Below are 26611 nucleotides of genomic sequence, written 5' to 3'. Positions count from 1 at the left end.
ACAAACCGTCGCGGCGGTTTGTGCACTAACCGCCGGTGACGGGGAGGACGAGCAGGCGGAGGAGGCGGTCGGCCTCGGCGTCCGGGTCCTCGGTGAGCCCGGTGTGCACCGGGCCCGGCTGGATGACCGTGCTGCGCGGCGCGGTCAGCCAGCGGAAACGCGAGCCCAGCGCCTCCCGCCCGGCCGCACCCGCACCCGGCTCGGCGGCGGAGATGTCCGCGGCCGCCTGCAGCGCCCGGCCGATCGCGACCGCGTCGGCGGTCGGGTCCAGCGCCCGCAGGCGGTCGACGTCGAGGTGCACGCGGGAGCCGAGGTAGTCGCGCTGCCGGCAGTAGACGAGGACGCCGGCGTTGAGCGTCTCCCCCCGCTCGACCCGGGGGACGACGCGCAGGACGGCGTACTCGAAGGTGTCCCGGGTCATCGCTGGGTGACCCCCTCGGGCGGCGGCGGACCGAGCCAGGACGGCCGGTTCTCCCCCACGCGGGTCCGGCGGCGGCCGCCCCCGCCTGCCTCGGCGGCAGCGACCAGACCGGGCAGCCACGCGTCCCGGGCGGTCAGCCGGGCGAGCAACTGGTCGACGTACCGCGAGCGCAGCACGGAAGGGTCGTCGTCCTCGAGCCACTCGTCGGGCACCTGCGCCAGCACCTGCTCGAGCACCGGCCGGGTGACCCGCGGGGCGAGCGCGGCATCGGCGGCAGGCACCTGCGGCTCGCACTCCAGCAGGGCATGCGCGGACGCGTCGTAGGGCCGGGTGACCGCGGCGGCCGCACCCGGCCAGTTGTGGTGGAAGGCCAGGGCCGCGCCGTGGTCGATCAGCTGCAACCGTCCGTGCCAGAAGAGCATGTTCGGGTTGCGCCACGACCGGTCGACGTTGCCCACCAGCGCGTCGAACCACAGGACGCGGCCGGCCAGGCCGGGATCGACGCCGTCCGCGCCGGCCTCGAAGTCCAGGGCGCCCGGCAGGTAGTCCAGGCCGAGATTGCGGCCGGCCGAGCGCTGCAGCAGCTCCTGCACCTCGACGTCCGGCTCCCCCACCGCCAGCTCGGGCGCGACGTCGACGGTCACGAGCGCGGGCACCGGCAGGTCCAGTGCCCGGGCGAGCTCGCCGCACACCACCTCGGCGACGAGCACCTTGACGCCCTGCCCGGCGCCGCGCCACTTGACCACGTAGGTGCCCAGGTCGTCTGCCTCCATGAGCCCAGGCAGCGACCCACCCTCGCGCAGCGGGGTGACGTAACGGGTGGCGGTGACCGAGGGCAGCACAGTGCCGACAACCTACGTGGTCAGGACGGGCCGCGGCTCCGCACTTATGGCGACGATCCCGTTCCGGCGTGTCGCAACCCGCCGAGCGACGGCGTCGAGGGCAGGCCGGCCGCGCCGACGACGTCCCGGGAAGGACCCGCAGGTCAGCAGGGTGTGCCCTCGACGTCCACCGGCGGACCTCGGGAGGCAGCGATGGCGAGGAGTCCTGCGGGCCGGCGCGCCCCTCGAACCGGCGGCGCCAGCCCGGACGAGTGGCTCGAGGTGCCCGGCTGGCGCCGCCCCCTGGACACCCTGCTCGTGCTGGCCGTCACCTTCGCCACGGCATGGGTGGGCCTGGTCGTGATCCCGGCCGCGGCCAACAGCGACAGCAGCACCGTCACCGACCGACCCCACTCCGAGAACGACGCCTCCCCGCCCACCGCCGACCCGACGCAGGACCCCCGCCAGTGGCTCGCCGGCCCCGCCTACACCGGGGGCCCGGCGGCACCGGCCACCGAGCAGGCGGTCGCGACCGGGAATGCGCTCGTGGTGGCCGCCCCGCGGGCGCCGGCTCTCCGGGCCACGCCCCCGCGGACGACGACGCCATCCGCCCCGCGGACGACCACGAAGCCGCCGGCACCGACCACCACGGTCGGCGCCGCCGTGGCAGCAGCGGTGTCGACGCCGGGCGGGACGCCCAGCGCCGTGACGACGACCCCCGTGACGACGACCCCCGTGACGACGACCCCGGAGGTCACGACCACTCCGACCGGGACCACGACCAGCAGCGAGACGACGAGCAGCAGCCCGACCACGACCGAGACGACGACCACCAGCCCGCCGGCGACGAGCGAGCCGGCACCGTGATCCCTTAGACGTCCCGCCGCGCGAAGAGCACGGCGCCCAGCAGCCAGACGACGACCGTCCAGCCCGCGAGCACCGCCATGCCGATCTGCCACGGCGTCGCGACGGCGAGGAAGGCGTCCTCGCCGACCCGGAGCGCCGGCAGCGACTGGGACAGCCGCGACGCGAGCCGGCTGCCGACCAGGGCGAGCGCCGGTGGCGCCACGAAGACCAGCGCCATCGCGATCCCGACCGCACCGGCGGTCGACCGCAGCACGGTGCCCAGCGCCACGGACAGGACGCCGACCAGACCGGCGCCGCCGACCTGGAGGCCGAGGGTGCGCAGCACGGCCGGGTCGCCGGGCTGCACCCCACCGGGGACGGCGGTCAGCGTGCGGGCGGCCAGCGCGCAGACCACGGCCAGCAGCGCGCTGAGCACCAGGCAGTACGCGAGGACGACGACCGTCTTCGCCAGCAGCAGCCGGCTCCGGCGCGGTACGGCGGTCAGCGACACCAGCGCCATGCCCGACGCGAACTCGCCGGTCACGACCAGGACGCCGAGGACGACGAGCACCAGCTGGCCGATGCCGAAACCGGTGAGCGCGGTCTGCACCGCGACGTCGGCCCGGGCGGCGGAGTCCGTGCCCGCCGCAGCCAGCCAGCCGCCCCCGCCGACCACCAGCAGGTAGACGGCCGTGCACCACCAGGTCGACCGCACCGACCAGAGCTTCGTCCACTCGCTGCGCAGCACCCCGCTCACCGGGCCACCGCCCGGTACTCGACGTCGGCGTCGGTCAGGGCGAGGTAGGCGGCCTCGAGCGACGCGGTCACCCGGCTCAGCTCGTGCAGCCGGACGTCGGCGACGAACGCGACGTCGCCGACCTCGGCCAGCCCGAGCCCGTCCACGCGCAGCGCGCCGTCGATCTCCAGTTCCACCGTGCCGCCGGCGCGCCGGAGCGCGTCGGCCAGCATCGGCCCCTGCGGCGTCCGCACCCGGACGGCGGAGTGCGCGCCCAGCAGCTCCTCCATGGGGACGTCGGCCAGCAACCGCCCCCGGCCGAGGACCACGAGGTGGTCGGCGGTGTCCTCCATCTCGCTCATCAGGTGGCTGGAGACGAGCACCGTGCGTCCCTCGTCGGCCAGCGCACGCAGCAGTTCCCGCACCCAGCGGATGCCCTCGGGGTCCAGGCCGTTCACCGGTTCGTCGAGCAGGAGGACGTCGGGGTCGCCCAGCAGCGCGGCCGCGATGCCCAGCCGCTGGCCCATGCCCAGTGAGAAGCCGCGCACCCGCTCGTCGGCGACGGCGTCCAGCCCGACCAGCTCGATCACCTCGTCCACCCGGGCGGGGGGCAGCCGGTTGCTCTGGGCCAGCGCGAGCAGGTGCCGGTAGGCGGTCCGGCCGGGGTGGCGGGCGCGCGGGTCGACCAGCGCACCGACCCGGCGCATCGGTTCGGCCAGCTCGCGGTACGGCCGTCCGAGCACGGTGGCCGTTCCGGAGGTGGGGCGCGTCAGTCCGAGAACGCAGCGCATCGTCGTCGTCTTGCCCGAGCCGTTGGGACCGAGGAAGCCGGTGACCCGGCCGGGCTGGATGGTGACCGTCAGCTCGTCGACGGCGACGCGAGCGCCGTAGCGCTTGGTCAGGCCCGCGAGTTCGATCATGGGAGCAGCATGGCGACCAGCACGTTTCCGGTGTGCGAGGCGCGCCCCTCAGGACTCCTTGGCGGCGGCCCGCTCCTGCTCCAGCAGCTCCTTGCTGCGCACCAGGCGCAGCAGGGTGACCACGCCCAGGCCGCCCGCCATGTTGAGCAGCGCCGTGTACCAGAACCAGGAGAGCCAGGCGGCGTAGCCGAACGGCGCGCCCGCGTGCAGCGCGCCGAAGATGATCAGCGAGTCGAGGATCGAGTGGAACAGGACGAGCCCGGCCAGCAGGAACGCCCCGGCCAGCGCCGCCGCCACCTTGCCGGCCTCGGAACTCGCGCCGTGCTGCATCCGCGTCATCAATGTGATGAAGCTGCCCGCGAGCAGGGCCAGGCAGACCGACCGCAGGTCCAGCGGCGCGTCGACGAACGTCCGGGCCGACTCGACGGCGGTGGCCCCCAGGCCGGGCAGGGCCCGCACGACCAGCCACATGACCAGCCACCCGCCCGCGAGGTTGGCCACCAGCGTGCCGGCCCAGAGCTTGGCCAGCTGACCGACGGCGGCCCGGCCGGCGACGACCGCTGTCACCGGCACCAGGAAGCCCTCGGTGAACAGCTCGCTCCGGGCCAGCAGGAGCGCGATGAAGCCGATACCGAACGCCAGCCCGGCGAGCAGGTGGCTGCCGGTCTCGGCGTAGACGGCCAGGAGGGCGACCACGCCGGTCGCGACCTCCAGGCCGCCGGCCAGGCCGGTGGTGAGCACCTCGCGCCAGGTGCGGTGCAGGCGCTGCGCGCCCTCGCTCACGATCCGGCCGAAGGCCTCGGCGAGCTCGTCCTCCATGGGGCTGTCGCTCTCGCCGAGCTCGGTTCGCGCCTGGTCCACCTGCACTCCTCACGACGGTCGTCGTCCTCTACCCGGCGCCTGCCGGTGCACACCGGCTTCCGCCCTGTGGCAGCCAGGGTTCGGCAGCGGGCCCAGGGGTAGCGCGACCGATGAGTGCAGGATCCGACCGTCAGGAGCTCTCATGCCCCCAGCACGCCAGCCCGACCAGAAGGCCCCGCGCACGGTCAGCCCCACGGGCGTCGGCTACGACGGCCCCGAGGACGGCCGCGATCCCCGGGAGCAGTCCGGCGACGCGCTCACCACGCCGAACGGGGTCCGCATCCCCGACAGCGACCACTCGCTGAAGGCGGGGCCGCGCGGTCCGGTCCTCCTCGAGGACTTCCACCTGCGCGAGAAGATCATGCACTTCGACCACGAGCGGATCCCCGAGCGCGTGGTGCACGCCCGAGGGGCCGGCGCGCACGGCGTGTTCACCGCCAACGGCGCCGCAGCGAAGGTCACCCGGGCCGCCGTCCTTGCGGAGAAGGGCCTGCAGACGCGGGTCTTCGTGCGCTTCTCCACCGTGCTGGGCTCGCGCGGCTCGGCCGACACCGTGCGCGACACCCGCGGATTCGCGACGAAGTTCTACACGAGGGAAGGCACCTGGGACCTGGTCGGCAACAACATCCCGGTCTTCTTCATCCAGGACGCGATCAAGTTCCCCGACATCGTCCACGCGGCCAAGCCGCATCCCGACCGGGAGATCCCGCAGGCGCAGTCGGCGCACGACACGTTCTGGGACTTCGTCACCCTCCACACCGAGGCCACCCACCACACGATCTGGAACATGAGCGACCGGGGCATCCCGCGCAGCTACCGGACGATGGAAGGCTTCGGCGTCCACACGTTCCGGTTGGTCGACGCCGACCACAACACGGTGCTGGTCAAGTTCCACTGGAAGCCCCGCCTGGGCGTGCACTCCCTCACCTGGGAGGAGGCGCAGATCGCCGCCGGCGTCGACCCGGACTTCCACCGCCGCGATCTCTACGACGCCATCGAGAACGGCGCCTTCCCCGAGTGGGACCTCGGCATCCAGGTCTTCCCCGACACCCCGGAGGAGACGTTCGAGGGCATCGACCTGCTGGACCCGACCAAGCTCGTGCCCGAGGAACTGGCGCCGGTGCAGGTCATCGGCACGCTGGTGCTCAACGGGAACCCGACGAACTTCTTCGCCGAGACCGAACAGGTCGCCTTCCACACCGGGCACCTGGTGCCGGGCATCGAGGGCACCAACGACCCGCTGCTGCAGGGCCGCAACTTCTCCTACCTCGACACCCAGCTCACCCGGCTGGGGGGCCCCAACTTCCCCCAGATCCCGATCAACCGCCCGCACGCGCCGGTCAACGACAACGCCCGGGACGGGTTCCACCAGCAGGCGATCCACACCGGGCAGGCGCCCTACACGCCCAACAGCGTCGACGACGGGGTCCCGTTCCCGTCGGACTGGGCCGACGGCGGCTACGTGCACGTGCCGCGGGCGGTGGCGGGAGAGGTCGGGCGGACGGCGCCCGCGTCGTTCGACGACCACTACTCCCAGGCGGCGCTGTTCTACGCCAGCCTGACCAGCGTCGAGCAGCAGCACGTCATCGACGCCTACACGTTCGAGCTCGGCAAGTGCTACGAGCAGGGCATCAAGGAGCGGGCGCTCACCGTGCTCGCGAAGCTCGACGAGAACCTCTGCACGCAGGTTGCCCTCGGTCTCGGACTGCCGGTGCCTCCTCCTGAGCCGGTCGAGCACGGGGCCGAGTCACCCGCGCTGCGGCAGATCAAGCCCACGCCGTTCCCCGTCGCCGGCCGGATCGTCGGCGTGGTCGCCGGGCCGCAGGCAGACCTCGACGGGATCGCGAAGCTGCGCACGGCGCTGGAGGCCGAGGGTGCGCTGCTGCGCGTCATCGCCCCCCACGGCGGTCAGCTCGTCAAGGGCAAGAACGTGGAGATCGTCGAGCGCACCTTCGCCACCGGCCGGTCGATCGAGTTCGACGCGATCGTGGTGGCCGACGGCGCCCCGAAGGACGGCGACTTCCGGGCCGTCGTGATGCTCCAGGAGATGTTCCGGCATCTGAAGGCGGTCGCCGCATGGGGCGACGGCGTGGCGGTGCTCGCCGCCGCGGGCATCGATCCGGAGGCGCCGGGCGTGCTGACCGGCAAGAAGGCGAGCGCGAAGCTCGCCGCCGGGCTGATCGCCGCGCTCGGCATGCACCGGGCGTGGGACCGCACCCCGCTGGTCGCCGCGTCGATGGTCCCGCCGTCCCCCTGAACGCTCAGCCAGGCGGCGGGGGCGGGTACTGACCGCGCGGCGGGCGTGCGTAGGAGTCGGGCGCCGACGGCGGGGCCGCGTACTGCCCCGGCCACGGCGCCGGCGGGGTGCTGGCCGGCAGGTCGTCGACGAACGGGATCTTCACGATGTACTGCTGGTAGAGCTTGCTGCCGTCCTCCAGGGACACGCGGCCGTACTCCAGCAGCCCGGTCAGTCCCTCCAGCTCGGTGTTCGCCGCCTCGGCACTGGACAGCTTCGCGACATCGTCATCGGCCTTCCCGAGGTTGACCAGGATCGCGCTGCCGATCGACACCAGCAGGGTGAGGAAGCACAGCGTCCGCCAGACGTAGCTGTCGCTGGCCAGGCCCAGGCTGTTCTGCACCGCCTGCGCGAACGGCTCGCCGCCCAGCGCGGGGCCGGCGGTGAACAGCGCCGCCAGCGAGCTGAGGACGACGGTGATCGTGGAACGGCGGCGGGTGCGCGGCCGATGAGCGCGGAGATAGGCCTGGATCGACCCGCGCCGCGCCTCGATCCGCCACAACAGGTCCCGCCGGAGCGCGTCGTCGTCGGCCATGGCCGTCTCCCCCCAGAGCTCTGCAACGAGGGTAACGACGGCGGGCCCCCGCGAGGGGGTTCGCCGTCGTCAGACCGTCGGGCCGCTGGGACCGAACCGCTCGACCCGCACCTTCGGTTCCGGGAACCCGAGGTCGACCAGGATCCGGCTGGCCGACTCGGCGAACGACGATCCACCGCAGACGTAGGCGGTCTGGCCCGGCTCCCACAGCGGCACCAGCTCGCCCGCGGTGAGCCGCCCGGCGGGCCGGATGCCGTGCGCCTCACGGGTGAGCACGATCAGCGCCCCGGCGGCCGTCAGCTCGTCGGCGTACGGCAGCTCCGCCAGCGTGCGGCTGGAGACCGCGATGCGCAGCAGGTCCTCGCGGCCCAGGGCCTTCGCATGCCGGAGCATCGCGATGAACGGGACGACGCCGAACCCGCCGGCCACCAGCAGGGCGGGGGTCTCGCCGTCCCAGACGAACCAGCCGCCGATCGGGCCGCGCACGTCCAGCTCGTCGCCCGGTTCCACGACGTCGGCGAGGTAGGTGGACACCTCGCCGTCGTCCAGCCGCTCGACGAACAGCTCGACCAGCGGGTCGCCCGGCGCGGAGGCCACCGAGTACGAGCGCTGCGCGGTGTACCCGTCCTCGGCGGTCAGCCGGACGACGTAGTGCTGCCCGGGCAGGTGGTCGATGCGGTCGTGCACGTCCAGCCGCAGCTCCACCGAGCGCTGGATCGGCCGCCGAACGCCGAAGACCGTCGCCGTCCGCCAGCCGCCCCGCGGGGCGTCCGCGGCTCCGGGGCCGAGGACCTCGGTCACGACGTCCTCAATCTCCCTGGTAGCGCTGCTGGCGCCAGGGGTCGCCGAGGTCGTGGTAGCCGTTCTGCTCCCAGAACCCGGGCTGGTCGCGCGCGAGCAGCGTCAGCCTGCTGACCCACTTCGCGCTCTTCCAGAAGTAGAGGTGCGGCACCAGCAGCCGGACCGGGCCGCCGTGCTCGATCGGCAACGGCTTGCCGTCGAACTCCCAGACCACCCACGCCTTGCCGCCGGTGACGTGCTCCAGCGGCAGGTTGGTGGTGTAGCCGGTCTTCGACGTCGCCATGACGAAGTGCGCCTCGGCGGTCGGTCGGGCCGCCTCGAACAGCGTGTCCACGCTGACCCCGGCGAACTGCGTGTCGAACTTCGACCAGGTGGTGACGCAGTGGATGTCGCCGCGGTATTCCGACCGCGGCAGCGCGTGCGCCTCGTCCCACGTCCACGTCGTGGGGTTCTCCACCTTCCCGTCGACGCTGATGCTCCAGGTCTCCGGAGCGATCCGCGGCGTCGGTTCCGCCGTCAGCACCGGCCAGTCGGCACCCACGTCGTACTGCCCCGGGGGCAGCCGCGGATCCCGCGCCCGCCGGCCGAGAAACCCTCTGGTGACACCGGGCATGGTCACTCCCCCACTGCGGTCGTCGATCGGGCCGGCACGTGCGCGGCCCGCGCCGGCGGTGCGCGTGCGCGGCCGCCCGGTCGAGGATCCGAGCGTCCTCCGAGGCTCGTCCCCATGGCCGTGCGGATGGTCCTCGCGCCGACGCCGGGCCGTCAACGGCGTGCGGCGCGGCACGGCAGGACGCGCCGCAGTGAGGGCAGCCTTACATGAGCGTTGTCACCCCGTGTTGATCTGGCCGCAACCTGCGGGTGGACCTAGCGTTGCGTGCGTGGTGACGGTTACGGACTCGGCCCAGCGCAGGACCCCGAAGGTCGCGAAGACCAACTCGGTCTTCAAGAAGGTCGTCATGGCGGTCAGCGGCATCATCATGCTGTTGTTCCTGATCGCGCACATGATCGGCAACCTGCACGTCTTCCAAGGCGCGCGATCCTTCAACTCCTACTCCGAGTGGCTGCGGACGGTCGGCGAGCCGGCGCTCGGCTACCGGTGGTTCCTGACCATCCTCGAGGTCGTGCTGGCCGTCGCGGTCATCGTGCACATCTGGGCCGCGGTCTCGCTGTGGCGCCAGGCGAGGCGCGCCCGGCCGCAGCGGTACGTGACGAAGAAGTCGGTGGCCCAGACCTACGCGTCGCGCACCATGCGCTGGGGCGGCGTGATCGTCGGCCTGTTCATCGTCTACCACCTGCTGGACCTGACGTTCGGGGTCGCCAACCCCGACGGGACGAACTCGACGCCCTACGACCGGCTGGTCGCGAGCTTCCAGAGCCCGATCCCCACCATCGTCTACGTCATCGCGCTGATCCTGCTGGGCATGCACCTGCGGCACGGCATCTGGAGCGCGACGCAGACTCTGGGTCAGAGCAACCGGCGGCGGGAGCGTTCGGTCAACGCCTTCGCGATCGCCTTCGCCACCCTCCTCATCGCCGGGTACCTCGTCGTGCCGGCGGCCGTCGTCTTCGGGCTCGTGGACTAAGGACAGGAACGCACTCCTCATGCCTCTGGAACTCTTCACCGTCGGTGAGCCCATCGCCGACACCAAGGCCCCGACCGACGTCCCGATCACCGACATCTGGAGCGAACGGAAGTTCCGCGGCAAGCTGGTGAACCCGGCCAACCGCCGCCGACTCAACGTCATCGTCGTCGGGACCGGGCTGGCCGGTGGCTCGGCCGCCGCGACGCTGGGCGAGCAGGGCTACAAGGTCAAGTCGTTCTGGTACCAGGACAGCCCGCGTCGCGCGCACAGCGTCGCCGCGCAGGGCGGGATCAACGCCGCCAAGAACTACCGCAACGACGGCGACAGCGTGCACCGGCTGTTCTACGACACGGTCAAGGGCGGCGACTTCCGCTCGCGCGAGAGCAACTCGTACCGGCTGGCCGAGGTCAGCGTGAACATCATCGACCAGGCCGTGGCCCAGGGCGTGCCCTTCGCCCGCGAGTACGGCGGCCTGCTCGACAACCGGTCCTTCGGTGGCGCGCAGGTGTCGCGCACCTTCTACGCCCGCGGCCAGACGGGACAGCAGCTGCTCTACGGCGCGTACCAGGCCCTCGAGCGCCAGATCGCCGCGGGCAACGTCGAGCAGCACGCGCGCACCGAGATGCTCGACCTGATCGTCGTCGACGGCAAGGCCCGCGGCATCGTGGCCCGCGACCTGGTCACCGGCGAGATCACCACCCACTACGCCGACGCCGTCGTGCTCGCGACCGGTGGCTACGGCAACGTCTTCTACCTGTCCACGAACGCCAAGGGCTCCAACGCCACGGCGATCTGGCGGGCGCACAAGCGCGGCGCCTACATGGGCAACCCGTGCTACACGCAGATCCACCCGACCTGCATCCCGGTCAAGGGCGACTACCAGTCCAAGCTCACGCTGATGAGCGAGTCGCTGCGCAACGACGGCCGCGTGTGGGTGCCGAAGGAGCGCGGCGACACCCGTGACCCGAGGGAGATCCCCGAGAACGAGCGCGACTACTACCTCGAGCGCATCTACCCGGCCTTCGGCAACCTGGTGCCCCGCGACATCGCGTCGCGGCAGGCGAAGAACATGTGCGACGAGGGTCGCGGCGTCGGCCCCGGCGGCCTGGGGGTCTACCTCGACTTCGCCGACGCCATGGCCCGACTGGGCCGGCCGGCCATCGAGGCCAAGTACGGCAACCTCTTCGACATGTACGCCCAGATCACGGGCGAGGACCCCTACCAGACGCCGATGCGCGTCTACCCGGCCGTCCACTACACGATGGGCGGCCTGTGGGTCGACTACGACCTGCAGTCCAACGTGCCGGGCCTGTTCGTGATCGGCGAGGCCAACTTCTCCGACCAGGGCGCCAACCGGCTCGGCGCCAGCGCCCTCATGCAGGGGCTCGCCGACGGCTACTTCGTGCTGCCCGCGACCATCAGCGACTACCTCGCCGCCGGCCCGTTCGAGCCGGTCGACGACAGCCACCCGGCGGCGATCGAGGCGCTGGAGAACGTGCAGTCGCAGGTGCGGCGCATGCTCGCGATCAACGGCACCCGCACCCCGGCGTCCTTCCACCGGGAGCTGGGCAAGCTGATGTGGGACCTCTGCGGCATGGAGCGCTCCGAGGAGAGCCTGCGCAAGGCCCTGGACCGGATCCCGGAGATCCGCCAGGAGTTCTGGACCAACCTGAAGGTCACCGGCACCGAGGACTCCTTCAACCAGACCCTCGAGCACGCCGGCCGGGTCGCGGACTTCATCGAGCTCGCCGAGCTGATGTGCGTCGACGCCCTGCACCGCGCCGAGAGCTGCGGCGGCCACTTCCGCGCGGAGAGCCAGACGCCCGAGGGCGAGGCGCTCCGCGACGACGAACACTTCGCGTACGTGGCGGCCTGGGAGTGGACGCCCGAAGGGCAGCCCCCGGTCCTGCACCGCGAAGCCCTCGAGTACGAGTACGTCCACCTCGCCCAGCGGAGCTACAAGTGACCATCACCCAGGAGGGGCCGCACTCGACCGTCGGCCATCAGTCGGAGAAGCGCGGGATGAACCTGACCCTGCGCATCTGGCGGCAGAGCGGCCCGACGGCCAAGGGCAAGATGGTGACCTACAAGGTCAGCGACATCTCCCCCGACATGTCCTTCCTCGAGATGCTCGACGTGCTCAACGAGCGGCTCATCCTCGACGGCGACGACCCGGTCGCGTTCGACCACGACTGCCGCGAGGGCATCTGCGGCATGTGCGGCGTCATGATCAACGGCCAGGCGCACGGTCCGCAGCAGACCACCACCTGCCAGCTGCACATGCGGTCGTTCTCCGACGGCGACTCGATCGACATCGAGCCGTGGCGGGCCAGCCCCTTCCCGGTGGTCAAGGACCTCGCCGTCGACCGGCGGGCGTTCGACCGGATCATCCAGGCCGGCGGCTACATCAGCGTGCCGACCGGCACGGCACCCGAGGCGCACGCGACGCCGGTGCCGAAGAAGGACTCCGACGCCGCGTTCGACGCCGCCACCTGCATCGGCTGCGGCGCCTGCGTGGCGGCGTGCCCGAACGCGTCGTCGATGCTGTTCACCGCCGCCAAGGTCACCCACCTCGGGCTCATGCCGCAGGGCCAGCCCGAGCGCAACGACCGCGTGGTCAACATGGTCGCCCAGCAGGACCGCGAGGGCTTCGGCGGCTGCACCAACATCGGTGAGTGCTCGGCGTCCTGCCCCAAGGGCATCTCCATGGAGACGATCTCGCGGCTCAACCACGACCTGCTCGGCGCGCTCCGCGCCGGCGCCCGCCCCAAGAGCTAGCCGCCATTGCGCGCAAAGGGCCCCTTCCGACACCTCGGAAGGGGCCCTTTCCGCGCAACGAGCGCCCGCTCCTGCGCGTTTCCGTCGGCATCGTCATGCTAGGTTCGGTTCATGAACTCAGATGTGACAACGGCGCCACCTGACACGGCACCCGCGTGGGGTGATGCCCGCTCCCGCACGGTCACCTGGCACGACCCGCTGATCACGGCTGCGGGCGCGAGAGAGCGGTCCGGGCTGGAGACGATGGAGGCCATCCGCGACGGCGTCCTCCCGCCGCCGCCCATCGCGATGCTCATGCAGTTCGACATCCGGTCGCTGGAGGAGGGCTGCGTCGAGTTCGGCTGCGTTCTCGACGAGTCGGTCTACAACCCGATCGGCGTCGTGCACGGCGGGCTGGTCTGCACGCTGCTCGACACGGTGGCCGGATGTGCCGTGCACACGACCCTGCCCAGCGGCATGGCCTACACGTCGATCGAGATCAAGGTGAACTACCTGCGCGCGGTGCACTCCACCAGCGGACCGCTCACCGCGATCGGCCGGGTCACGAAGCCCGGACGGCGGGTGGCCTTCGCCGAGGCCGAGGTCCTGGACGCGCAGGGTCGCAGCGTCGCGACGGCGTCGAGCTCCCTGCTGGTCTTCCCCGTCCCGGCGAGCTGACCGGTCAGACCCGCTGCTGTGCCGCCCGGTGGTCGCGCAGCCAGTCGAGCAGCTGCGCCGGCGGCAGCGGGCGGCTGAGGTGGTAGCCCTGCACGATGTCGCAGCCGAGGTTGCTGAGCGCGTCGACGGTCGCCTGGTCCTCGGCGCCCTCGGCGACCAGCACGAGGTCGAGCGCGTGCGCGAGCTGCAGGGTGGAGGTGACGATCGAGGCCGCCCGTGAGCTGCCGGTCATGGCCGCGACGAACACGCGGTCGAGCTTCAGCTCGGTCACCGGGAGGGCGGCCAGGTAGGCGAGACTGGAGTAGCCGGTGCCGTAGTCGTCGATCGAGACGCCGACCCCGGCCTCGCGCAGGCGGGAGAGCACGCGGACGGCGCGCTCGCGGTCCTCCATGAGGATGCTCTCGGTCACCTCGAGCACCAGCACCGACGCCGGGAGCCCGAACCGGTGCAGCAGCGCGGCGACCTCGTCGGGGAAGTCGTCGTCGACCAGGTTGGACGGGCTGACGTTGACCGAGACGGTGAGCCGGATGCCGTCGTCGGCCCAGCGCCGGCACTGCGCCAACGACATCTCCACGACCGTGGAGGTCAGCCGGCTCATGAGGCCCGCCGACTCCGCCAGATCGATGAACGCGTCGGGGAAGAGCAGCCCCCGGCTGGGGTGCTGCCAGCGGACCAGGGCCTCCACCCCGTCCACGGCGCCCGAGGAGAGGGCGAGCTTGGGCTGGTAGTGCAGCACCAGCTGGCCGTCGGCGATGCCGCGTCGCAGCTGGCCGACCGCCTCCAGCCGGTGCCGCCCACCTCCGTCGCGCTGCTCGTCGAACACGGCGACGCCGGTGCGCGCACCCTTGGCCGAGTACATCGCCAGGTCCGCGAGCTGGAGCAGCTCCTCCGCGGTGGCCGAGTGCTCGGGACCGATCGCGACCCCGACACTGGCGTCGATCGTGAGACTCATCCCGCCGACGAGGAACGGCTGCTGCAGCTGGGCGCGCAGCCGCTCCGCGAGGGCCGTCGCCCCTGCGGCGTCCAGGTCGTCGACCAGGACGACGAACTCGTCCCCGCCGAGCCGGGCCAGCACGTCCTGCTCGCGCAGCTCGCGGGTCAGGCGCGGGCCGACCTGCCGGAGCAGGGCGTCGCCGACCGCGTGGCCCAGGGAGTCGTTGATCTCCTTGAAGCGGTCGAGGTCCAGGACGACGACCGCGACCGCCCGGCCGGCGGCGAGCCGGGCGTCGGTGCCCTGGAGGGCCTCGAAGACCGACCGGCGGTTCGGCAGGCCGGTCAACTCGTCCGTCCGGGCCTGCCGGCGGCTGTCGGCCAGGCCCTGCACCTCGCGGAACGTGAGCACGGTGCGCGCGAGAGCCGCCAGCACCGCCCCGAAGGCCAGGGCGCCGGCCAGGGCGTCGCTGTCCCGGGAGTACCCGACCAGGAGCAGGACCAGGGCGGTGAGCGCGCAGATCCCCGGGACGACGAGCGCCCGGACGCCGTCGAATCCGCGGGAGGTGACCGGCCGCGGCGCCTGGCAGGCGGCCAGCCCGAAGCAGAGGAAGGCCACTCCCCAGCCGGTGTCCAGCACCCCGCCGACCGCATAGGTGCCCTGCACGACCCGGTACGCGTAGACGGTGTCGGTCAGGACGAACAACGTGGTGCCCGCGGTGAGCAGCCACCAGATGGCACCGGACCCGCGGCCGATCACGGCGAGCGCCCCGGCGAGCAGCACCAGGAGCAGCAGGTCGGCGATCGGGTAGACGACGACCAGCGCCGTGCCACCGCTCTCGGTCAACGATTCCCCGAGGGCGAGCGCGGTCGCGACCGACGCGGCGGTCAGCCCGGTCACGATGCCGTCGAGCCACATGCTCGAGGTGAACTGCGGCAACCGCCCGCGCAGCATGAGGAACAGCGCCGCGCAGACCAACGGGTAGAACGCCATGAACCCGGCGTCGAACCAGTCGGGGCGCGCCGACACGGGGCCGCCCTGGCCGACGATCTGGTAGCCGGCGGTCCCGACCGAGTACGCCGCGACGGCGGCGGCGAGGCTGAGCCAGGCGATCCGGTCCTGCGACGTGCGCCGTGCCCGGAGGACGAGCAGCGCCACCAGCCCGACGAGGAAGAGCGCCTTGCCGCCGACCGCGAGCGCCGCCAGGACGCCGCGGGCCCCGAGGGCGTTCGCGAACAGCGACAGCCCGTAGGTCGAGGCCAGGACGGCCGCGAGCAGCCGGACGCCGGTCAGCGAGAAGTCGTGCGCGCGCACGGAGGCAGAGGCCTGTCCTCCGCCGTCGGTCCGGTGCGCGCGCATGGGATCCCATCGGCCCGATCGGCCGTTTCCTGCAGTCCCACCGGATCGGGCGCCCGCGCGGCTCCGGGCCGGCAACTCCCCCAGCGCGCCGCTGACCTGCGCAGACGTGCCGGCGCGGCCCCCGTCTGGCGATCCCTCGTTCGAGGGAGAGCGCAGTTCAGGGATCGGCTCGCGATGACGACAACACCAGGAGATCGCGCGAAGGGAGGCACCGGTTTGGCGACGATCACACGCACCGACCGGCGGTCGCCCGCGCGCAGCGTGCGGCTGTCCTCGCAGACGCTCGGCGTCCTGGGGATGATCGCCACCCTTCTGGCGATCGTCGCCGTCACCGCCGCGCCGTTCGTCGGCGAGGCGACCTTCCTTGAGCACCCGGTCCTCCCGTGGTGGGCCCTCACCTGTGGGTACCTGCTGACGGAGTCCTTCGTGCTGCACATCCAGGTGCGGCGCGAGGCGCACACGATCTCCCTGAGCGAGATCCCGCTGGTGCTCGGTCTGTTCCTCGGCGCCCCGCAGGACCTGCTGGTCGGGCGCGTGGTCGCCGCCGCAATCGTCTTCGTCCTCGTCCGCCGCGTGGGGCCGATCAAGAGCGCCTTCAACCTCGCGCTGGGTCTCGCGGAGGTCTCGGTCGCTGTCGCGGTGTTCCGTGTCGTCGCGACCGTGCCCGGCACGACCGGACCGATCACCTGGGCCGGCGCCTTCGGCGGAGCCTTCGCCGCGGCCGCGCTCAGCGCGCTCGCGGTCGGCTCGGTCATCGCCCTGCACGAGGGTCGCGGTCTCGGCTTCCTCGGCCTGATGAAGACGGGGATCGGCCAGCCCGCGCCGGCGATCGCGGTCACGGCCGGTCTGGTGGCGGTGACCAGCCTGTCCGCATCGCTGGACAGCGCCGTGCTGCTGCTGGTGTTCGGGCTGTTGATGCTGCTGAGCTTCCGCGCGTACGCGTCGCTCGCCGAGCGCCACCTGAACCTCGAACGGCTCTACCGCTTCAGCCAGGCCGTGAGCAGTGCGCCCGAGATCGACGACGTCATGCGCAACGTGCTGGGCGAGGCGAAGCAGCTGCTCCACTCCGAACGGGCCTCGGCCGCGTTCCTCGCCCCCGACGGCAGCCTGGTTGCCCGCGCCCGCCTGGACGCCGACGACCGGCTCAGCCGCTCGGAGGAACCCCAGAGCGAGGACGACGACTGGGTGATCGAGCAGGTCATCAGCACCGGCCGCCCGCTGCTCCTGCCCCGCAACACCCGGGAGTCGGCCGGACGCCGCTGGCTCGCCTCCTACGGCATGCGTGAGGCGGTGATCGTCCCGCTCGCCGGCAACGAGGGGACGCTCGGGCTGCTCGTCGTGTCCGACCGCCTGGGCACGATCCGCACCTTCGACGACGACGACGTGCTGCTGCTCGAGACGGTCGCCAACCACGCCGGCGTGGCGCTGCGCAACGGCGAGCTGATCGGCCGGCTGAGGCACGACGCGCTGCACGACGCGCTCACCGGCCTGCCCAACCGCGCCTTCCTGCAGCGGGGTCTGGCCGCTTCCCTCGACGAGGTGGCGGCCGGCCGGATCGCCGGAGCAGCGGTCATGATCCTCGACATCGACGAGTTCAAGGCCGTCAACGACACCTTGGGACACGAGCACGGCGACGCCCTCCTCGTGGAGGTCGGCACGCGGCTGTGCTCGGCCGTCGGGACCGCCGGCACCGTCGTCCGCCTCGGGGGCGACGAGTTCGCCGTCCTCCTGCCCGACACCTCCGACGAGGAGCGGGTCCTGCGCATCGGGCGCCGCATGCTCCGCTCGCTCGAGGAACCGATCGCCCTCGACGGGCTCGAGGTCGAGGTCGGCGCCTCGGTCGGCATCGCGCTGGCCCCCGCGCACGCGACCGACGCGGCCACGCTGCTCAAGCGGGCCGACCTCGCGATGTACGACGCGAAGACCTCGACCCGCAGCATGCGGCTGTACGAGCCGGAGATGCACAACCAGACCCCGCGGCGGCTCACCTTCGTCACCGAGCTCCGCGCCGCGCTGCAGAACGGCGACCTCCAGGTCCACGTGCAGCCGAAGGCGCGGCTCGATTCGGGGCAGGTCGTCGGGGTGGAGGCGCTCGTGCGCTGGCAGCACCCCGAGCTCGGCTGGGTCCCGCCGGAGGAGTTCATCCCGATCGCCGAGCGCAGCGGCCTGATCGGGCCGCTCACCACGCGGGTCCTGGACGGCGCCCTGGCCGCGTCCGCCCGCTGGCGGCGAGCGGGCCACGACCTCTCGGTCGCGGTGAACCTCTCCGCGCGCAGCCTGCACGACGCCGACCTCGTCGAGGAGGTCGATCGGCTGCTGCGCCGGCACGGCGTCCCCGCCGAGCGGCTGACCCTCGAGGTCACCGAGGGCTCGGTGATGGCCGACCCGAGCCGCGCGGTCGCCGTCCTGCACCAGCTCCGCGACCTCGGCGTCCGCCTGTCCGTCGACGACTTCGGGACCGGCTACTCCTCGCTGTCCTACCTCCAGCGCCTGCCCGTGCAGGAGGTCAAGATCGACCGCAGCTTCGTCACCGGTCTGGGCACCGAGAGCGAGGACGTCGCGATCGTGCGGGCGATCATCGACCTGGGCCGGCACCTGGGACTCGAGGTCGTGGCCGAGGGCGTCGAGGACGCCGCCACGTGGGACCTGCTCGCCTCCATGCACTGCGACCTCGTCCAGGGCTGGCACCTCGCCCGGCCCATGCCGACCGGCGAGCTGCCCGCCTGGCTGGCGACGCGCTCGAAGGCCGCCGGACACGGCGGCCTCCGAGTGGTGTGAACAGCGCCGCTCGCCCTACGCGACCGCTCCGGCGACGGCGACCCGGCGCGGGGCCCGGTGGCGCCCGACGGCCCGGCGCGGCAGCAGGATGACGCCCGCGTACCCGGCGGCCAGCGCCCCGGTGAGCACGATCGTCCCGGTCAGTCCCACCAGCGCGACCAGCGGCGCCGCGACCAGCGAGCCGCCGACGATGCCGCCCAGGATCACCGGCAGCGCGACGCCGTAGGCCCGGGCGAAGACCTCCTCGTCCAGCTCCCGCTGCAGCGCGGTCTCGCAGAGGACCTCGACCACCACGGCTCCGGCGCCGCCGACCATGCCCAGCACCAGCAGCCCGGGCAGCCACGGAACCACGGCCATCAGACTCGAGGGGACGGCGAGCACCAGCAGCGCCCCGACGAGCACGGCGCGCGGCCGGCTGCTGGCGGCGGCCCGACCGGCGGCCGTCGTCCCCAGGATGCCGCCCACCCCGAGACCGGCGAGCACGTAGCCGTACCCGGCGTCGCCGAAGCCGAGGTGCCGGGCGAGCAGCAGGAGCAGCACCGTCTGCGCGCCGTAGATGACGCTGCAGACGACGTCGGCACCGACCAGGCGGACGGCGACCGGGTGGCCGCGCAGCGCACGAGCGCCCTCGACGACGTCGGACACGATCCCCTGCCGCTCGGCCGGCGCCGGCGCCGGCGGCGGGGCGAAGGTCCGGCCGCCCGGGATCGACAGCACCGCCAGCGCCGACACGGCGAACGTGGCGGCGTTGATGACGAACGCGGTGCTGGGCGGCCCGACCAGCAGCACGACCGCGCCGACCACCGGTCCCGCCGCGATCGCGCCCATGCCGACCGCGGACCGCAACGCGTTCGCCCCGGGCAGGTCGGCGTCGGGGACCAGCCGCGGAGTGGTGGCGGCGGTGCACGGCAGGTAGGGCACGGCGGCGGCCGTGGCGAGCCCCGCCAGCACGGGCGCGAGGACGACGGGCAGTCCGGCCAGCGCGACCGCGGCGAGCCCCAGCATGAGCACGGCCCGGAGGACGTCGGAGACGACCATGACGCGGCGTCGGTCGAATCGGTCGGCGAGCACGCCGCCGAGCGGGCCGAGGACGACGATCGGCACGATCCGCGCGGCGGTGGTGGCGGCCAGCCAGCCGGCGCTGTGGGTGCGCTCGTAGACGAAGGCCAGCAGCGCCACGTTGTAGAGCCAGTCCCCCGCCTGCGAGACGGCGAGGGCGATCAGCAGCCGACGGAAGGGGCGGTGGCGGAGCGCGCCGCGCATGGTGCCCGGGGCGGCGTTCACGGCCGGACGTCCACGGTGCTCAGGCCGATGATGACGATGCCCTTGCAGACGACGTCGTGGTCGTTCATCTCGATCTCCTCCGCAGTTCCCGCCGCTCTGGCGATGACCCAAGAGTTCCGCTGAGGTGCCGGTCCCCGGATCGGTCGGTCGTCGCGTTCCTGACAGGTCCGCTACCTCAGATCCGCCGGGCTCCGGGGCCGGCACCTTCCTCAGAGCGGGAGTCGTCCCCGGGAGGAGAGGTCCTGAGGCACCTCAGATGCGGTCCGCATGCCAGCATCTGCGCGTGCCGGTCGACGTGGTCAGTCCTGTCCTGGTGGGCCGGGAACAGGAGCTGGCCCGGCTGCGCGGTGCCCTCGACCGCACCGCCGCCGGCGAGGCCTCCGTCGTATTGGTCGGCGGGGAGGCCGGCGTCGGCAAGAGCCGGCTGCTCGAGGCGGCGTTCGGGGGGCTCGGCCCCGAGGTGCGCGTGCTCACCGGCGGCTGCATCGAGCTCGGCGGCGAGGGTCTGCCGCTCGTCCCGCTGGTCGAGGCGCTGCGCACGCTGGTCCGGTCCACTCCCGACGCCGAGCTGGAGCGCTTCCTCGGCCCTGGTCGACGTGAGCTCGCCCGCCTGCTTCCCGAACTGGCGTCGGGAGACGTGGCTCCCGCACCGCCGACCGCCGGCAGCACCGCGCAACTCTTCGAACTCGTGCTGGGAGTGCTCGCCCGGCTCGGGCAGGAACGCCCGCTGGTCCTCGTCGTCGAGGACCTGCACTGGGCCGACCGCACCACGCTGGATCTGGTGGCCTTCCTCGTCCGGGCGCTGCAGGGCACCCGCGTGCTCCTCGTGCTCACCTACCGCTCCGACGAGGTGGACCGCCGCTCGCCGCTGCGCCCGCTGCTGTCGGGCTGGGAACGCCTGCGGGGCGTCGAACGAGTCCAGCTCGAGCGCTTCAGCCGCGACGAGGTCGCCGCGCAGATGTCGGCGATCGTGGGATCCACGCCGCCCGCGGCCATGGTGGAGCTGGTCTACGACCGCTCCGAGGGCAACGCGTTCTTCGTCGAGGAGCTGGTGCAGACGGTGCGCGACGGCGCCGACGAGACCGACCTCCCGCCCTCCTTGCGCGACGTGCTGCTCTCCCGGGCGGAGGAGCTGTCCCGCCCCGCCCAGCGACTCCTGCGCACGGCGGCTGTCGCCGGGCGCTGGGTCCCCGAACGGCTGCTGGCCCAGGTGGCCGCGTTGTCCGCGGCCGAGCTGTACGAGGCGCTCCGGGAGGCGGTCGACGCCTCGCTCCTCCTCGTCGACCGCACCGGTCGCGGCTACGCCTTCCGGCACGCGCTGACCCGCGACGCCGTGTACGGGGACCTGCTTCCCGGCGAGCGCGTGGAGCTGCACACCGCCTACGCGGAGGCCCTCGAGCGCGATCCGGGGCTGGCCGGCGACGACTCCTCCGTCGCCGCGACCCTCGCCGTCCACTGGTACGCCGCACATGACATGCCGCGGGCACTGGCCGCCTCGGTCCGTGCCGGCCGGCAGGCGATGGACGCGTTCGCGCCGGCCGAGGCCCGCCAGCACCTGGAGCGGGCGCTCGAGGTGTGGCGCAGCGTGCCCGACGCGGAGGCCGCGGCCGGCACCGACCAGGTGGAGGTCCTGCAGCTGGCGGCGCGGGCGACCTTCCACGGCGGTGATCCCGTGCGGGCGCTGACCCTGCTCCAGCAGGCACTCGACCTGATCGACGCCGACCGAGACCCGGAGCGGGCCGCCTTCGTGGTTGACCAGCGAGCCGTCACCTGGCGCGCCCTGGGCGAAGGCGGGGAGACCATCGAGGAGCTCGAGGTAGCGCTGGCGCGCCTTCCGGAGGATCCACCCACACTGGCCCGAGCCGCACTGTTGACATCATTGGCCAACACGCTGATGCGCATGGGGGCCGATCGGGGACCGGCCGTGGGGCGCACCGCACTCGCGGCCGCGCGGGCCGCAGCGGCGGCGAGCCAGGAAGCCAGCGCCCTCATCACCCTCGGTTCGTCGCTGAGCTACCTGGAGGACCCGCAGGAGGGCGAGTCGCTCCTGCGCGAGGGGCTGCAGCTGGCTCTGGCCATCGACGATCACGAGACCGCCCTGCGCGGCTACGTCAACCTCTCCGACGCCCTGGAGGCCAGGGGCCTGCACCGGGACGCAGCCGCCGCGGCCCGGGAGGGCGTCGAGCTGGCCCGCCGCGTGGGACTGCCTCGCAACTTCGGCGCCTACCTCGTGGGCAACCTCGTCGAGCCGCTGGTCCGGCTCGGGGAGTGGGACGAGGCGGTAGAACTCGCCGAGGGGGTCGCCGGCATCGGGCTGACCGGCGTCTTCCCCGCATCGGTCGAGGAACTTCTGGGCTACATGGACGCCAAGGCGGGCCGGCTCGACGAGGCGATGCAGCACGTCCGGAACGCCCGGCGGCAGCTCGGCGACAACCCGGAGCCACAGTTCACCCAGGCGCTGCTCTACGTCGAGGCCGAGGTGACCCGGGCGCGGGGCGAGCTGGGCACCGCGGCCGCGCTGATCGCAGGCGGGCTGACGGAGAGCACCGCATGGTCGGCCCGCTACTCCTGGCCCCTGATGTGGCTCAGCACGCGGATCGGCGCGGACCTGGCCGTGCAGGCACTGGACCGGCAAGAGAACCCCGTGGTCGTCGCCGAGGCGGTCCTCCCCCCGTCGATCCTTGCCGCCGTCGGAACCGAGGCGCCGGCCAGCCGGGCCTACCGCGCGATGAGCGAGGCCGAACTCCTCCGCCGGACAGGTGCGCCCGCCGTCCGGCCGTGGCAGGACGCGCTGCGCGCGTGGGAGGTGGCCGGCGACATCTGGCCGCTGACCTACGCGCAGTACCGCCTGGCCGAAGCGCTCTGCGGCACCGGCGAGCGCGAGTCCGGGGGCGAGCTGCTCCGCGCAGCCGCCGCCACCTGCCGACGGCTCGGCGTGCAGCCGCTTCTCGACGACGTCCAGGCCCTCGCCCGCCGGGCGCGGATCGACCTCGGAGCCTCCACGACGCCGACGCCTTCGGCCCCGCCGGCGGTGCCGTTCGGGCTGACCGACCGGGAGCGCGAGGTGCTGGCGCTGGTGGCGGCGGGGCGGTCCAACGGCCAGATCGCCGCGGCGCTGTTCATCAGCCCCAAGACGGCGAGCGTGCACGTGTCGAACATCCTGGCCAAGCTCGGCGTGAGCGGTCGGGTCGAGGCGGCCGCGGTCGCCCATCGACTGGGGCTCAGCGGCGGCGCATGAACGGGGACGACGGTGCACTTCGACGGCGTACCGGTCGTGCTGTGCCGGCTGGACGCGCTGGACCAGCGGTCGCTCGCCGAGCTGGTGGGCGAGGGCCTGGGCGTGCCGCGCTCCTGCGCGGCTGGTGGCTGCTCAGCGGTCGTCGAGCAGCCCGCGCTCGTAGGCGAAGATCACCACCTGCACGCGGTCGCGCAGCTGCAGCTTGGCGAGGATCCGGGTGATGTGGGTCTTCACCGTGGCCTCCGACAGGTACAGCCGGGCAGCGATCTCGGCGTTGCTGAGTCCTCTCGCCACCTCGCCGAAGATCTGGCGCTCCCGGTCGGTCAGCACCTCGAGCACCTGATTCCGCGGGCCGGTATCCGGCGCACTCCCCGGGGTTTCCAGGGAGACACGGTCGAGCAGTCGGCGGGTGATCCGGGGTGAGACGACCGCGTCGCCGGCGGCCACCGAGCGGATCGCGCCCGCGAGCTCCGCCGGGGGCACGTCCTTGAGCAGGAATCCACTCGCGCCGGCCCGCAGCGCGGCGAACGCGTACTCGTCGACGTCGAACGTGGTCAGGACGAGCACGCGGGCGGCCGCTCCGCCGGCGACGATGGCCTCGGTCGCCTGGACGCCGTCCATGACGGGCATGCGGACGTCCATCAGCACCACGTCGGGGTGCAGCGCCGCCACCTGGCGCACCGCGTCCGCTCCGTCGACCGCCTCGCCGACCACCTCCACGTCCGGCTGGGCCTGCAGGATCATCCGGAAGCCGGTGCGCAGCAGCGCCTGATCGTCGACGAGCAGGACCCGGATGCTCACTGCGCCACCTCGGTGAGCGGCAGCACCGCGCGCACGCGCCAGCCGCCCGACCTGGTGGGGCCTGCTGAGAGCTCGCCTCCGAAGATCGCCAGCCGCTCGCGCATGCCTACGAGGCCGTGGCCGGGCTCGCCCGTCGCGGTCGGCGACCGGCCGTCGTCGCTCACCTGCAGCACGAGGTCCCGCTCGCCCCAGCGCACCACCACGTCGACCGCCGACGGCTCGACCGCGTGCTTGAGCACGTTGGTCAGCGACTCCTGGACGACGCGGTGCGCGGTCGCGTCCATCGCCGTGGGCAGCGGCTGCGGCCGGCCTCCGACGGTGAGCCGGACGGGGAGACCCGCGGCCCGGGCGCCGGCGACGAGCGCGTCGAGGCCGTCCAGCCCGGGCGCGGGGGCCAGCGCGGCGTCGCCGTCCGTCTCGTCCCGCAGGACGCCGAGCAGCCGGCGCATCTCGGCCAGGGCCGCCCGTCCCGTGGTCGCGACCTGGCCCATCGCGTCCCGGGCGGACGGCGGATCGGACTCCGCCGTGACCGCCGCTGCCTCGGCGAGGGTCACGACGACGGTCAGGCTGTGCGCCACGATGTCGTGCAGCTCGCGGGCCAGCCGGGTGCGCTCGGCGGTGGCGGCCAGCCGGGCCTGCTGGTCCCGCTCCCGTTCTGCCCGCGCAGCCCGGTCGACCAGTGCGCCGAGATAGGCGCGGCGGTTGCGGACGCTGGTGCCGAGGAAGTACGCCGCGACGACGAGCCCCGACAGGAACACGAGCGAGCCGAGCACGTCACCGGCCGGGGCGAACCGCACGGCGGCGAGCACGACCCCGGCCTCGAGCACCGCCAGTGCGGTCACCGCGATCCGCCGTGACTGCGTGGTGGCCACCGTGTAGAGCGAGACCAGCAGGGCGATGTCGGCACTCAGCCGCACCGCGAACGCCCATTGCACGAGCGCGATCAACGCCTGGATCGCGAAGACCGGCACCGGGAAGCGCCGGCGCCACACGAGCGGGACCACCATGGCCAGGTCCAGGACCCAGGCCCACGGCGTCCCGTGTGCGGCGTGCAGGGTCGCCGGTGATGCCAGGGCCAGGACGAGGAGGGCGACGAGCGCGTCGACTCCGCGCGGGTGGCCCGACGCCCATCGGCGCCAGGGCCCCCGCGCGGAGTCGGGCGTACTTGCGGGGTCGGTCAGGCGTCGCGCCGGCGCAGCAGGAATCCGCCCACGAGCAGCGCGGCGAGGGCCCAGCCGCACAGCACCGCGAAGCCGGTCCACGTGCTCAGCATGCCGGGGTCGGTCCGCACCGAGTACACGCCCGCCCCGGCGTTGCTGGGCAGGTACGGGAGGATGTGCGGCTGCCACGACGTGGGCAGCAACTGGCCGAGGCCGGGCGCAACCAGCAGCAGGCCGAACAGGGTGGCGATGCCGCCCGCGGTGTTCCGGATGATGAACCCGATCCCGACCGCGAAGAGCGCGATGACGGTGAGGTACAGCGCGACGCCGAACACCGCCCGGAGCGCGTGCGGGGCGCTCAGCGTGGTGCCGTGCGAACCGAGCGCCTGCTGACCGAGCAGGAAGGCCACGAAGGCCGACCCGAGCATGAGCACGAAGGTCGCGATGGCGAACACGACGGCCTTGCCGGCGAGCACCGGCAGCCGTCGCGGCACCGACATGAGACTCGAGCGGATCATGCCGGTGGAGTACTCGCCGGTCACGATCAGGACACCGAGGACGCCGATGGCCAGCTGGGCGAGGTTGATGCCGGCGAGACTGCGCTGAACCGGCTCGAACCGCAGCCGCTCCTGCGGATCCATCTCGGCCCAGTGGCTGTTGGTCACGTAGGAGATCAGCACTCCCAGCCCGATGACCGCGACGACGGAGGCGGCGAAGGTGATCCAGCTCGACCGGAGCGAGATCAGCTTGATCCACTCCGACTTCGCGGCCCGGACCGGAGTGACCCGCTCCCGCGTCGGACGGGACGGCGTCGCGGTCGGCGCGCTCATGCCCGCTCCCCTTCCAGGACGGTCGCCTCGGCGGCCAGATGGCCGTGGTACTCGACGTCGTCGCGCGTCATGGTCATGAAGGCTTCCTCCAGCGAGGCGTGCTGCGGGGTGAGCTCGTGCAGCGCGACGCCCAGGCCGCGGGCCGTGTCGCCGATCTGGGCGGCGGTCAGCCCGGTCACCGTCAGCACGTCGGCCTCGGTGCTCGAGACCGTGACGTCGGGGCCGGCGAGGGCGGTCCGCAGCTGCGCGGCGTCGGGGCTCCGCACGAGGACGGCGCTCGTCGACGCCTCGCGGATGATCTCCGCGACGGTGGTGTCGGCGATCAGCCGACCGCGCCCGACGACGATCACGTGCTCGGCGGTCAGCGCCATCTCGCTCATGAGGTGGCTGGAGACGAAGACCGTCCGACCCTCGGCCGCCAGGCCCTTGAGCAGGTCGCGGACCCAGCGGATGCCTTCGGGGTCCAGCCCGTTGACCGGCTCGTCCAGGACGACGGTCGGCGGGTCGCCGAGCAGCGCCGTCGCCATGCCGAGCCGCTGACCCATGCCGAGGGAGAAGCCGCCGGCCCGCTTGCGGGCGACGTCGGTCAGGCCGACCAGGTCGATGACCTCGTCGACCCGGGCGCGGGAGATGCCGTGGGTGGCGGCCAGGGCGCGGAGGTGGTTGTAGGCGGATCGGGAGGTGTGCACGGCCCGCGCCTCGAGCAGGGCGCCGACCTCGTGCAGGGGGGCGGCCAGGTCGTCGTACTGCCGGCCGTTGACCGTCACGCTGCCGGCGGTGGGCCGGTCCAGCCCCATGATCATGCGCATCGTCGTCGACTTGCCCGCGCCGTTGGGTCCGAGGAATCCGGTCACCATGCCGGGCCGGACCGTGAACGACAGCCCCTCGACGGCGACCTTGTCGCCGTACCGCTTCGTCAGTCCTCGCGCCTCGATCATGCGTCGTCCCTCATCATGGCGTCGACGCTAGGCG

General features: G+C 73.0%; 22 protein-coding genes. 8 read left to right on the top strand and 14 right to left on the bottom strand.

What is annotated here, in order from left to right:
• Positions 1 to 25: 25 nt before the first annotated feature.
• Positions 26 to 421: a DUF3037 domain-containing protein gene (locus tag AC2H4J_RS03470; protein WP_487463430.1), complete on the bottom strand. Its 396-nt coding sequence runs from the start codon at positions 419 to 421 to the stop codon at positions 26 to 28.
• Entirely contained in the window at positions 418 to 1263 is an 846-nt protein-coding gene (locus tag AC2H4J_RS03465; protein ID WP_487463429.1) for a HipA family kinase, read from the bottom strand. Before AC2H4J_RS03465 ends, AC2H4J_RS03470 begins: the two co-directional genes overlap by 4 nt.
• A 192-nt stretch (positions 1264 to 1455) precedes the next feature.
• Between AC2H4J_RS03465 and AC2H4J_RS03460 the strand changes: the two genes are divergently transcribed.
• Complete coding sequence (locus AC2H4J_RS03460; RefSeq protein WP_487463428.1) at positions 1456 to 2109, top strand: hypothetical protein; 654 nt, start codon at positions 1456 to 1458, stop codon at positions 2107 to 2109.
• Between the two features lie 4 nt (positions 2110 to 2113).
• Here the strand turns inward: AC2H4J_RS03460 and AC2H4J_RS03455 are convergent, their stop codons facing one another.
• From AC2H4J_RS03455 to AC2H4J_RS03445, 3 genes are read right to left on the bottom strand one after another with little or no spacing between them, the layout of a single operon-like run.
• Positions 2114 to 2845 carry an ABC transporter permease gene (locus tag AC2H4J_RS03455; RefSeq protein ID WP_487463427.1) on the bottom strand — a complete coding sequence of 244 codons (732 nt, stop codon included), beginning with the start codon at positions 2843 to 2845 and terminating at the stop codon, positions 2114 to 2116.
• Complete coding sequence (locus AC2H4J_RS03450; RefSeq protein ID WP_487463426.1) at positions 2842 to 3744, bottom strand: ABC transporter ATP-binding protein; 903 nt, start codon at positions 3742 to 3744, stop codon at positions 2842 to 2844. The genes AC2H4J_RS03455 and AC2H4J_RS03450 overlap by 4 nt, the downstream gene beginning before the upstream one ends.
• A 48-nt stretch (positions 3745 to 3792) precedes the next feature.
• A complete protein-coding gene (locus AC2H4J_RS03445) occupies positions 3793 to 4605 on the bottom strand; it encodes a formate/nitrite transporter family protein (RefSeq protein ID WP_487463425.1) in 813 nt (270 codons plus the stop codon).
• 142 nt (positions 4606 to 4747) lie between these two features.
• Between AC2H4J_RS03445 and AC2H4J_RS03440 the strand changes: the two genes are divergently transcribed.
• On the top strand, positions 4748 to 6862 hold the full coding sequence (locus tag AC2H4J_RS03440) for a catalase (RefSeq protein WP_487463424.1): 2115 nt from the start codon (positions 4748 to 4750) through the stop codon (positions 6860 to 6862).
• 4 nt (positions 6863 to 6866) lie between these two features.
• On the opposite strand, the gene AC2H4J_RS03435 is transcribed toward AC2H4J_RS03440, so the two are convergent.
• The 3 genes from AC2H4J_RS03435 to AC2H4J_RS03425 all read right to left on the bottom strand — a co-directional run bounded on the left by AC2H4J_RS03435 (position 6867) and on the right by AC2H4J_RS03425 (position 8850).
• A complete protein-coding gene (locus tag AC2H4J_RS03435; RefSeq protein WP_487463423.1) occupies positions 6867 to 7436 on the bottom strand; it encodes a hypothetical protein in 570 nt (189 codons plus the stop codon).
• A 69-nt stretch (positions 7437 to 7505) separates the two neighbouring features.
• Positions 7506 to 8237, bottom strand: a complete 732-nt coding sequence (locus tag AC2H4J_RS03430) for an FAD-binding oxidoreductase (RefSeq protein WP_487463422.1) — start codon at positions 8235 to 8237, stop codon at positions 7506 to 7508.
• A 7-nt stretch (positions 8238 to 8244) separates the two neighbouring features.
• Positions 8245 to 8850, bottom strand: coding sequence for a sulfite oxidase-like oxidoreductase (locus AC2H4J_RS03425; RefSeq protein WP_487463421.1), 606 nt, complete (start codon positions 8848 to 8850; stop codon positions 8245 to 8247).
• 268 nt (positions 8851 to 9118) lie between these two features.
• Here AC2H4J_RS03425 and AC2H4J_RS03420 point away from each other — a divergent pair, with 268 nt between their 5' ends.
• The 4 genes from AC2H4J_RS03420 to AC2H4J_RS03405 all read left to right on the top strand — a co-directional run bounded on the left by AC2H4J_RS03420 (position 9119) and on the right by AC2H4J_RS03405 (position 13258).
• Positions 9119 to 9823, top strand: coding sequence for a succinate dehydrogenase cytochrome b subunit (locus AC2H4J_RS03420; protein WP_487463420.1), 705 nt, complete (start codon positions 9119 to 9121; stop codon positions 9821 to 9823).
• Between the two features lie 19 nt (positions 9824 to 9842).
• Entirely contained in the window at positions 9843 to 11789 is a 1947-nt protein-coding gene (locus AC2H4J_RS03415; protein ID WP_487463419.1) for a fumarate reductase/succinate dehydrogenase flavoprotein subunit, read from the top strand.
• The gene (locus AC2H4J_RS03410; protein WP_487463418.1) at positions 11786 to 12601 is read left to right on the top strand and encodes a succinate dehydrogenase/fumarate reductase iron-sulfur subunit; all 816 of its coding nucleotides are present in this window, start codon (positions 11786 to 11788) and stop codon (positions 12599 to 12601) included. The genes AC2H4J_RS03415 and AC2H4J_RS03410 overlap by 4 nt, the downstream gene beginning before the upstream one ends.
• 111 nt (positions 12602 to 12712) lie before the next feature.
• A complete protein-coding gene (locus tag AC2H4J_RS03405; protein WP_487463417.1) occupies positions 12713 to 13258 on the top strand; it encodes a PaaI family thioesterase in 546 nt (181 codons plus the stop codon).
• A gap of 4 nt (positions 13259 to 13262) precedes the next feature.
• On the opposite strand, the gene AC2H4J_RS03400 is transcribed toward AC2H4J_RS03405, so the two are convergent.
• On the bottom strand, positions 13263 to 15503 hold the full coding sequence (locus AC2H4J_RS03400; RefSeq protein ID WP_487463416.1) for a putative bifunctional diguanylate cyclase/phosphodiesterase: 2241 nt from the start codon (positions 15501 to 15503) through the stop codon (positions 13263 to 13265).
• A gap of 261 nt (positions 15504 to 15764) precedes the next feature.
• On the opposite strand from AC2H4J_RS03400, the gene AC2H4J_RS03395 reads away from it, so the two are divergent.
• Positions 15765 to 18326 carry a putative bifunctional diguanylate cyclase/phosphodiesterase gene (locus AC2H4J_RS03395; RefSeq protein WP_487463415.1) on the top strand — a complete coding sequence of 854 codons (2562 nt, stop codon included), beginning with the start codon at positions 15765 to 15767 and terminating at the stop codon, positions 18324 to 18326.
• A 15-nt stretch (positions 18327 to 18341) separates the two neighbouring features.
• Here the strand turns inward: AC2H4J_RS03395 and AC2H4J_RS03390 are convergent, their stop codons facing one another.
• Positions 18342 to 19610, bottom strand: coding sequence for an MFS transporter (locus AC2H4J_RS03390; RefSeq protein ID WP_487463414.1), 1269 nt, complete (start codon positions 19608 to 19610; stop codon positions 18342 to 18344).
• A gap of 283 nt (positions 19611 to 19893) precedes the next feature.
• Between AC2H4J_RS03390 and AC2H4J_RS03385 the strand changes: the two genes are divergently transcribed.
• Positions 19894 to 22848: a helix-turn-helix transcriptional regulator gene (locus AC2H4J_RS03385; protein ID WP_487463413.1), complete on the top strand. Its 2955-nt coding sequence runs from the start codon at positions 19894 to 19896 to the stop codon at positions 22846 to 22848.
• A gap of 132 nt (positions 22849 to 22980) precedes the next feature.
• Here the strand turns inward: AC2H4J_RS03385 and AC2H4J_RS03380 are convergent, their stop codons facing one another.
• Genes AC2H4J_RS03380 through AC2H4J_RS03365 form a run of 4 tightly spaced genes read right to left on the bottom strand, consistent with a single transcriptional unit; the run spans position 22981 to position 26577 of the window.
• The gene (locus AC2H4J_RS03380; protein ID WP_487463412.1) at positions 22981 to 23649 is read right to left on the bottom strand and encodes a response regulator; all 669 of its coding nucleotides are present in this window, start codon (positions 23647 to 23649) and stop codon (positions 22981 to 22983) included.
• Positions 23646 to 24890 (bottom strand): sensor histidine kinase, encoded by a 1245-nt coding sequence (locus tag AC2H4J_RS03375; RefSeq protein WP_487463693.1) that lies wholly within the window; start codon positions 24888 to 24890, stop codon positions 23646 to 23648. Before AC2H4J_RS03375 ends, AC2H4J_RS03380 begins: the two co-directional genes overlap by 4 nt.
• Positions 24827 to 25639, bottom strand: a complete 813-nt coding sequence (locus tag AC2H4J_RS03370; RefSeq protein WP_487463411.1) for an ABC transporter permease — start codon at positions 25637 to 25639, stop codon at positions 24827 to 24829. The genes AC2H4J_RS03375 and AC2H4J_RS03370 overlap by 64 nt, the downstream gene beginning before the upstream one ends.
• Positions 25636 to 26577: an ABC transporter ATP-binding protein gene (locus AC2H4J_RS03365; protein ID WP_487463410.1), complete on the bottom strand. Its 942-nt coding sequence runs from the start codon at positions 26575 to 26577 to the stop codon at positions 25636 to 25638. Before AC2H4J_RS03365 ends, AC2H4J_RS03370 begins: the two co-directional genes overlap by 4 nt.
• Between the last annotated feature and the right edge of the window lie 34 nt (positions 26578 to 26611).

This window comes from Blastococcus sp. OS1-29, assembly GCF_057628075.1.
The sequence above is the reverse complement of the archived record's forward strand: the minus strand, read 5'-3'. Positions and strand labels throughout refer to the sequence as shown.